The organism is Bartonella sp. A05 (genome assembly GCF_026930145.1).
GTDB lineage: Bacteria > Pseudomonadota > Alphaproteobacteria > Rhizobiales > Rhizobiaceae > Bartonella.
Map to the genome: position 1 here is coordinate 1 of NZ_JANHOJ010000009.1, position 9,983 is coordinate 9,983.

General features: G+C 39.7%; 5 protein-coding genes. All 5 read left to right on the plus strand.

From position 1 onward, the window contains the following. Positions 1–1,098 (plus strand): DUF1561 family protein (locus NPX98_RS06500; protein WP_269023343.1); only part of this gene is annotated, 1,098 nt, incomplete at its 5' end. A 175-nt stretch (positions 1,099–1,273) separates the two neighbouring features. Further along, a complete protein-coding gene (locus NPX98_RS06505) occupies positions 1,274–3,262 on the plus strand; it encodes a DUF1561 family protein (RefSeq protein ID WP_269023344.1) in 1,989 nt (662 codons plus the stop codon). 569 nt (positions 3,263–3,831) lie between these two features. Next, a complete protein-coding gene (locus NPX98_RS06510) occupies positions 3,832–5,793 on the plus strand; it encodes a DUF1561 family protein (RefSeq protein ID WP_269023345.1) in 1,962 nt (653 codons plus the stop codon). A 190-nt stretch (positions 5,794–5,983) separates the two neighbouring features. Beyond that, on the plus strand, positions 5,984–8,131 hold the full coding sequence (locus NPX98_RS06515; RefSeq protein WP_269023346.1) for a DUF1561 family protein: 2,148 nt from the start codon (positions 5,984–5,986) through the stop codon (positions 8,129–8,131). A gap of 461 nt (positions 8,132–8,592) precedes the next feature. Then, complete coding sequence (locus NPX98_RS06520; RefSeq protein WP_269023347.1) at positions 8,593–9,648, plus strand: phage capsid family protein; 1,056 nt, start codon at positions 8,593–8,595, stop codon at positions 9,646–9,648. Positions 9,649–9,983 lie beyond the last annotated feature (335 nt).

A 9,983-nucleotide genomic window follows, 5' to 3' on the forward strand; every position in this document is an offset into this window, starting at 1 on the left:
AATATTTCTGTTTTGAATGGCAGTGAAGGTCCAGTTGTGGATCGTCGGGGCAATTATTTAAGGGTGATGCGCTATGGTGCGAATTGGGGAGTCCCCTATACGGTTAAGCCCGATTATCTGAAAAGCGATACAAAGTATTCTCCAACATCTCAATTTGTTTTGTCGTATGACATGGAGCGTTGGAACCGTTATGTTTATGGCAATCTAGGCGATACGCTTACATACTGTCCGGCTCCTGGTCAAAAATTGACGGATGCTAAAACGAGAGTAAAGCGGACTTTACCGCCAAATTTTGAACTGAATAGAGAATGGCGTAAACGGCTTTACGATATTGCGACCTCCACAACTTATGTCACAAGGGCAGCAGGTATATGTGGACCTTGTCTTTTGCATACTTATCAGATGATTGCTGAACTTCAAGAATTTTATCCAGAGAGGCCTTTTTCGAGTGGTGGTTATTTCTTTGATACAAGACAAGATAGAGATCCGATGATTTCATTTTCTCAAAGATCTCCTTCCACCTATACTTTTATGCAAAATGTTCCTCGAATGTATGGTGTTCGTTTAACGCCAACAGAAACGGAAGACGAGCGTAGTCTCAGAATGGTGATAGCAATGACACAAGCTGTTTTAGGGCGTTATACTTGGAATGCGTCAAATATAGCTACAAACCGTAATGCAATTATAAATTCTATCCAAGAGCTTTTTAATGCACCTATTGGAACAATTTGGATCGGTCTTGTAGACTATCTACCTCCAGGTGAGCGGAGGGAAGGTCATGCCGTACCTATTATTCGTGGTCGTAATGGGCTTTATGTTATACCGACGAACGTTATTATGCCTCCTCGTGATTTTGTCATGAGAACTGCAGAAAGTACAACGCCTGAAGGTGTTTACGACTTACTTTCTCTTCATCAGCCTGGAGCACAAATTCCTTTTTTTGCAACATTGCGACTAACCGGGGTAGAACAGAGACCTTTGAACGTTGTCATGTCGCAACGCAACTGCACAGGGGAGGGGGATGATAGAAGAGGGAACAAAGAATTTCCGCGGAGTTCTACGGTCAATCAGTGTTTAAGCGGAAGATGCCCTCTTTAGGATCCTTAAGAAAAAAAGCCTTACATCTTTACATGAGTAATACATTATGTGCCTTATGTCTTAAAGTAGCCTCAAAGAAGGATTAGGCGCTAACAGTATAAATAGCGGAACTAAACTGTGTGTGTCTGAATACACAGAGAGATCACCTTTTTTCGATTGAGGGGATTATAGTTCTATGAAACAAGATCATTTGAAGTTCTTTTTGTTTTTTTTCGTCTTTTTTTTACAAACTAACGCTCTTTTTTCTGGTTATTTTTCTTCGAAGGATCCCATTAGTGGTGTTATGCTTCGAGAGCTTCAGGCTCAGAGTATTCGTCAAAAGCTTCCAGACACTCCTATTGACAAACCTATAGCTGCTCATCTTCATACGCGAGAAGTTTATTGCTATACACCAAAGTTTATAGCAGGCGAGAGCTATATTTCTTTAGATAAATGCTCTTATTCTAGTGCTCTCCCAGCTAGATATGATGTTTTTCAAAGAGTTGCTTGGAAAGTGAGGCATGTTTGGCTGTGCATGACAGCGCCGGGTTCTGTCACAGGTATTGATGGCAATGGTAAGACGCAATGGGATTATGTCAAATTGCGTCCCTGTGTTCTCAACGATGCTAATCAACGTTGGATTCTTAAAGATGATGCTTTTCATACGGCTGATGGTGAGTTTCGTGTTAAGGACTATAAGTGGTACATTTATATTTCACAGAATTCAGGAGATTATTACGATCATAAGCTTGAAAAGTACTCGATGGAGGAATGGAAAAGTACAATTGCTGCTCCGGGTAATATAAGTCTCAAGCTGTCTATTGGTTGGAAGCATATTACAAACAATGGCTTTAGGATGTACTATCTTTCGGATAATGGTGGATCGAGTACAGAACCATTTGATTATTACTACAATCCAGAAAATGGTCATCTTGCTAGTTATGCAACGGGGAGTGGTAAGCTTGCTTGCTTGGTTTCGATATTACCTACGTCAAAGAGTGAGAATTGGGATTGGGTGCGTTGGAAATTTTGCAATGACAAAGTGCCTCAAGACCAAAATCAAAAAGATCTTGGCTATTGGGATATTTCTTTTTTGGATGGCCGAGAAGGTCCTCTTATAGACCGTAATGGAAATTTTTTAAGAGTAACCCGCTATTCTATTGATTGGGGAGCACCCTATACGGTCAAGCCCGATTATCTGAAAAGCGATACACAGTATTCTCCGACATCTCAATTTGTTTTGTCGTATGACATGGAGCGTTGGAACCGTTATGTTTATGGCAATTTAGGCGATATGCTTACATACTGTCCGGCTCCCGGTCAAAAATTGACGGATGCTAAAACGAGAGTAAAGCGGACTTTACCACCTGATTTTAGGCTTACGAGAGAGTGGATTGAGCGACTTTATGCAATTTCTACTTCTGGTTCTGCGGATAGAACTATCGTCGGAGTAGGCGTATGTGGTCCCTGTTTGTTACACAGTTTCCAAATTATTGCTGAACTTCAAGCATATTATCCAGGAAGACCTCTTACAAGAGGGGGATATTTCTTTAATACAGGACAAGGTAGGAATCCAATAGATTCATTGCGTCAAAGATATCCTTTACTCTACGGTGCGATACATGACATTCCTCGAGGCAATCTTGTTCCTTTATATCCAGGAGAGTCTGATGATATGGTTGCAATCAGACTTGCAGCTGCAACAACACGAGCGGTTTTGCCACGCTTTGACTGGAGATTATCGGATTTAGCCGTTGGTCGCGATGCAATTATAAGTTCTATTCAACAGCTTTTAAATGCACCCGCTGGAACAATTTGGATTGGTTTTATAGCCTATATTACTTCAAATGGGGATCTCTTAAGGCATGCAGTTCCAATGTTGCGTTCTCATTCTGGGATTCAGATTATACCAACAAACACGAGAATGAGTTTAGCTACCTTTACCGAACGCATTTCAGGAGAGACAGATCCTAATACTATTATGTCACGATTTATTCGGTCAAGAAGTGCAACCATTACTTCTTTTGCAGCATTGCAGCTAACTGGGGAGGTTACAAATCCTCTGAGTGTTGTCATGTCGCAACGGAATTGCACCGGAGAGGGAGATGAGAGAAGAGGCAATAGAGAGCCTCCGAGGAGTTCTACGGTCAATCAGTGTTTAAGCGGGAGATGCTCTATTCAGTAAAAAACAAAAAGGCTTGTATGTTTTAAAAATAGGCTTTGTCTGGGAATTTTTGTACCAATGAACTTTGCCATATCAGCTTTTTCAGGAGGCTTTAGCAATTTGTCACTTTATACTTTTTTACGGTTGCAAAAGAGACAATTACAAAAAAAGAGGAAAATTAGCCGCATGGGTGGAATTATTCTTGCTCAAAATTCATATTGGCACAGTTTGGCAAAATGAAGCCAATAGAGATCTCACACATGCATAGTTTGTTCTGATCTGCACGAGGTGCCTTTAGTTTTTTTGAATATGTAGATGAGCATATTTTTGAGTTATTTTTTATTGTCATGGGTAACAACAATAAGTCTTAGAGAAATAATCATTTTAAAAGGCAAAAAAGATGTGAGGTTCCGTGATTTTATTCCTAAAATGCGCATTCAATCATGATTTTGTATGTTTTAAATAAGTTTATTATATGTTTTATGCCTTAAAGTCGCCTTAAAAAAGAATTAGGCGCTAACCTCTTTAAGCCGTATGCATCATCAATGCGCAGGGAAATCACGTTTTTAAGTTAGGGTGGTTATAGTTCCATGAAAAAACAGAGTTTAAAGTTGTTTTTATTTTTTTGTGTTTTCCTTTTGCAAGTCGGCGCTCTTTTTTCTGCTCCTGTTCCTCGGCATGGATCTATTGATGGGAATATGCATATTAAGCCTCCTTATGTTCCTCAAAAGCCTGCTGATAAGCCTTTGGATACACCTGTACGTGTTTTAATTCATACCCAAGAGGAATATTGCTATACTCCAAAGTTTACGCAGAATGAGAGCTATGTTGCGCTTGATAAATGTTCTTCTGGGGAGGCTTTGTCAGCGAGATATGATGTTTTTCAGAGGATTTCTTGGAAGTTTAAGGGTGTTTGGCTGTGCCTGACAGCTCCACGTTCTGTTACAGACAGAGGGGAAACTTGGGATTATCTCAGACTGAGACCCTGTGTTACCAATGACGAAAATCAACGATGGATTATCATCGACAAAGCTATTTATACAGCTGATAAGAAATACCGTGTTAAAGACTATAAATGGTATACCTATATTTCAACAAACAAAGATGATTACTACGATCATAAGCTCACTGGCTCTATGATGGATAAATGGATCAATACTATTTCTGTTCCTGGTAGTATAAGTCTCAAAATATCTATAGGTTGGAAATTTATCGCGCCCTATGGTCGTTTTGACATGTATTATATTTCAGACACTGGGCCCCAATCAGATGTTTATAATCTTTACTATAATCCAGAAAGTAATCAGATTGGCACTTATTATGCTTCCACTGGTTTGATGTATTGTATGGTCTCTCAACAATCTGCTTCAGAGGATTGGGATTGGGTGAAGTGGAAATTGTGCAATGATGTTATTCCTATTGAAAAGGGAAAAAGCTATTGGGATGTTTCTTTTCTCAATGGGCGCGAAGGTCCCATTCTGGACTATCAGGGCAATCTTTTAAGAGTTACCCGATATGGTCATAATTGGGGAGTCCCCTATACAGCCAAAACCACTTATGTTGAGGGGGACACAAGGTATTCTCCGACATCTGAATTTGTTTTTCCTGATGATATGCAGCGTTGGAACCGTTATGTTTCTGGCAATTTAGGTGATACGCTTGCTTATTGCCCGGCTCCTGGTTATCAGAAGACTGTTGCAGATGCATCTTCTAAAAAAAGAGTGAAGCGGACTTTGCCGCGTGATTTTCAACTGAATGAGCAATGGATTAAACGGCTTCATGATATTGCTATCTCTACAGATGGTACACCTGTGGCAGTCGGAATATGTGGCACCTGCCTTTTGCACACTTATCAGATGATTGCTGAGCTTGAAGAATATTATCCAAGAGGATATCCACTTGAAGAAAGAGGGTATTTTTTTGATACGAGACCCAATGTGAATCCATTTATTTCATTATATACCAGATATCCTTTAATTGATAGTATTATGCGCACCGCTCCACGCCTTTATGGCATTCCTTTAAGACCAGGGGAAACGAGAGATGCCACTTCTCTTAGAATAGCGGCAGCAACAACACAATCTATTTTATCGCGTTTTGATTGGCGAGTATCGCACGTATCCGCAAGTCCGTCTGATGTTACCAGTATTATTCAACAGCTTTTAATGGCAGATCCTGGAACAATTTGGATCGGTTTGATGACCTATCTTTACGATAGTGGGAGTGTTTCTGCACATGCAGTTCCAATTTTGCGTTCTCGTTCTGGGCTTATCGTTATTCCGACGAATACGTCGATGAGTTTGGAGGCCTTTAGAACATCTATTACGGAAACGGCAGATCCTCAAACTGTTTTATCGCGCATGATTCAGGGAAGGCAAGCAACCATTCGTTCTCTTGCAGTCTTACAGTTAACTGGGCAGGAGCAGCGACCTTTGAGTGTTGTTATGTCGCAACGCAACTGCACTGGGGACGGAGATGATAGAAGAGGTAGTAGAAAATTTCCAAGGAGCACTGCTGTGAATCAATGCGATAGTGGGAGATGCCCTTTTTAAGAAAATAAAAAGGCCTGTATACTTTTAAAAATAGGCCTTTTAAGGAGATTACTTTTCTACTACGCTTTTCGCCTTAAAGTTGTCATAAAAAGGAATTAGCGCTAAGCATTATATAAATAGCGGAACTAAGCTGTGTGCATCATGAATGCACAGTGAGATCACGTTTTTCAAATTAGGGTGATTTAGTTCTATGCAAAAACATGTTTTGAAATTCCTTTTATTTTTTTTCATTTTTTTCTTACAAATTAGTGCGGCTGTTTCTGTTTATAATTTTGAGTCTGACGCCTTTGAGGCAGAAACTAGGAAGTATTATAACAGGAATTCTTTTAATAATGAGAAAAGTACTCTGAGCAAGTATCCAGATGTTCCTCAAAAGCATCCTTCTGCTCCTCTTGATGTGCCTATAAAAGTTCGTCTCCATACGAAAGAGACAAGGTGTTATATGCCAAAGTTTGTGAATGGTGACAGTTTTATAGTTCTTGGCGCTTGCTCTTATTCCGGCAGATATGATGTTTTTCAGAGGATTGCCTTGAATGTTAATGATGTTTGGCTGTGCCTGACGGCTCCGGGTTCTGTTACGGGGATAGGTGGAAATGGAGAAACAGAATGGGATTATCTCAGATTGAGGCCTTGTGTCCTTAACGATAAAAATCAACGGTGGAAAATTAGTGGCAGAACTATTTATACCGCTGATGAGAAATTCCGCATTAAAGATACTTCTTGGTATCTCTACATTTCAAAAAATAATGGACATTCCTACGATCATACACTCGATACTACGACGACGATGAATAAGTGGATTGAAACGATTTCTGTTCCTGTCAATTTGAGCTTCAGGACATTTATAGGTTGGAGATTTGTCACACAATATGGTGGTTATAACTATAGCGGCTTTGAGATGTATTATCTTTCGAATAATGGTCCCAAAAGAGATGTCTATGATTTTTACTACAATCCAGAGAATGGCCACCTTGCTACCTATGATAATGTTCGTGGCACGTTGAATTGTATGGTATCAAAACAAACTTCTAAAGAAAATTCGAAGTGGGTCAGCTTTAGATCGTGCAATGATAAAATTCTTAGTCAAAAAGATGAGAGCTATTGGAACGTTTCTTTCTTGAGCGGAGGTGTAGGCGCAATTTGGGATTATCAGGACAATTTTTTAAGAGTTCGCCGATATGACGGAAATTGGGGTGTTCCCTATACGGCCAAACCCGATTATCTTAAGGAGGACACTAATCACTCTCCCACATCTGAATTTATTATGGAGTATGACATACAGCGCTGGAACAATTATGTCTATGGAAATCTAGCGGATTCGCTTGCTTATTGCCCAGCTCCAGGTCCACAATCAACGGTTTCTGATACCTCTTCTAGCAAATCGGATCAGCTTGACCAGATTGCGCAAATGGCGGCTTCGGTATCTCTTATGTCTTTAATACCTTCAACATCTTCAAAACCTTCAACCTCTTCAAAATATTTGAAAAGAACAAAGCGGGATTTGCCGAGTGATTTTGAACTGACCGAAGAATGGCGTAGACGGCTTCTTCAAATTGCGACATCTACAACAGATTCTGAGACAGAGGTAGCAGGAGTATGCGGTACGTGTCTTTTACAAAGTTATCAGATGATTGCTGAGATACAGGGATATTATCTAGGATCTCCTCCTTTTTCTGATGGCAGTGGTTATTTCTTTAATACAGCGCGTGGTAGGGATCCAATGCATTCATTTCGTGACAGATACCCTTCAGTCTATAATTATCTGCAGGATGCTCCTCGATTATACCGGTCTGGTGTTATTTTACGTCCAGATGAATCATATGACCATCTTGATGTTAGAGTTGCTGCGTCAATGACACAAATTATGTTACCACGTTATACTTGGAGGCTGTCAGATTTAGCGACGAATCGTAGTGCCATTTTAACGGCCATCAGACAGATGATTCGTGCATCTGTTGGAACAGTTTGGATAGCGCTGCTACGTTATACACAGCCGGATGGTCGTGATATAGGACATGCGATGCCCGTTATTCGTGGTCGTTTTGGGCTTTATGTTATACCGACCAATGTATCAATGACTGATTTAGAATTTAGGGATGCCACTACACAAAGTAGCAATGCAGACTTTATCTATCGGTTGCTGTCTCAACAGAGTAATGCGACGCATATTAATTATTTGGCAACTTTACAGATAACTGGGTTAGAACCAAATCCTCTGAATTTTACCATATCGCAGAACAACTGCACTGGAGAAGGGGAAGGGAGAAGAGGAAACAGAAATATCCCTTTGAGTGCTACGGTGAATCTGTGCTCAGGCGGGAGATGCTCTATTCAGTAAAAAATGGAAAGGCCTGTATCCAGACATACAGGCCTTTTATAAAACCGTTTCTTTGATGAGTTTTACAATATCTTTGCAATATCAGTATTTCCAATTTTACGGAATATACCATATCAGAGGGTTTTTAGATTGATGGGATGTGCAATAGAAACATTTTCGGTTTTTATCTTTACGAGAGCGGTTGAATATTGGGGTACGTTCTTGTTATCGCGCGGGTGATGCGTATTGTTCAAACTGAAAAATTCAAGAAAGCAGATAATGTGGTCTTATTTATCATTCGGAACTCTTGTATTTCTTTAATCTTGGTTAGTTTTTCATAATGCTGCCTAAAGCATCCGTGATTGTATCACGCTCATAATCTGAATGCGCAGGTTTAAATCCTACTCCTGCAATTCATATATTCTTTACTTAATTAATTGTGCATGATACATCAATAATTTTTACATACATAGAGGTTAAGAGTGGGAGACAAAGTAACTACTAGTGATGGTCCTAGGATAGCTGAACTTGATTTAAAACCAAACGAACTGGCTACCCAGGTGACCGAGATTGCACCGCTTATCGGAAAAGATACAAACAGCATCATCCAGCTTATAATAGAACCAAGTAAAGAGAGTGGAGCAGCTATCTTCTGTAATTTGAGTATTTCTCCATTCAGATCTGGAGGGATGTTCTCAGAAGAATATGAATATAAGTTTAATTTAAGGGAGGATAAACTTAATATCCAAGCTTTGTGTTACAGAATAGTAAACATACGGGTGAACACTGATTTAAAAAATGTTGCTACTACTTTTGTAGACTGGTTTTCTGAGCACTTGAGCTTTATGTTTTTTCTGAAAGTGTGTGGATATACAGCGGAAAGAATCTTTTTGAATAGAAGAAAATTGGATATTCAGCCTTTTCATTATGGTTTTAATCCTCCAAATGCTCCAAGTAGTGAGCGCATTATATGGCCTGAGGGAAAAACGAAAGAAGAAGAGTTAGATACGAATGATAGGTTTCATCTTAAGCTGATCGATAAAGCTGTTGAGTGTGCTAAGTGTGCAAATCCACAAATTAGACCGGTGCGTGTTAATGGTGAAAACATGTATGTGCTTTATCTCCATCCTACACAGGTTATACAATTACAAGCTAATGCTGGACAAGAGCAATGGCGCTTGATTCAGGAATCTACTTTTTATGGATCACGGAGCCAGAATCCTCTCTTTCAAGGTTCTCTTGGTGTGTATAATAATGTTATTTTACGTGAGTCTGAATATGTCACACCGGGTGTTCATTCGACAGATAATACGCCTTTAGAAAATGTTCGTCGTGCTGTTTTACTTGGTGCGCAAAGTGCCATTTTAGCTTTTGGAAAAAAAGGTCGGATTAAATTTAGTGAAGCGGATTTTAAACAAAGTATCAATGCTATAGCCTATACTCTCATGGATATGAAGAAAGCACGTTTCCAGTTATCAGAGGACTCTGAAGAACAGGATTTTGCAACAATCGTTATTCCAACCTACAGCGGAGAATGAAAACAGTTTGTGTATCGTATGATCGGGCGTGCATTCTATGAAAGTTGATAAGGTGATGGAATGCCTGTTTAACTCCGTGAAGCAGTCAGGAATACGCATGAAGGTTAGAGCGAGTTTACTGATTAGCGAGCTTCAACATGCTCATCAATAAATCAATATATGATGAGCATCAAAGCATGGCATCCTCAGAAGAGATGAGAAGGTGTCATACAAAAAAGCTACACAGATTGTGTAGCTTCTATAGGTTTCTTTCATCAAAGAAACTTATTTAAAGAACAAGATACTCTTGGCGGCTTTTGTGCCCGTAATAGCCAAATAAAGCAGCAATAAGGGCA

Excerpts from the sequence above, each read along its gene's own strand:
- NPX98_RS06515 (WP_269023346.1), top strand. The coding sequence starts at position 5,984 with ATGCAAAAACATGTTTTGAAATTCCTTTTATTTTTTTTCATTTTTTTC.
- NPX98_RS06510 (WP_269023345.1), top strand. The coding sequence starts at position 3,832 with ATGAAAAAACAGAGTTTAAAGTTGTTTTTATTTTTTTGTGTTTTCCTT.
- NPX98_RS06505 (WP_269023344.1), top strand. The coding sequence starts at position 1,274 with ATGAAACAAGATCATTTGAAGTTCTTTTTGTTTTTTTTCGTCTTTTTT.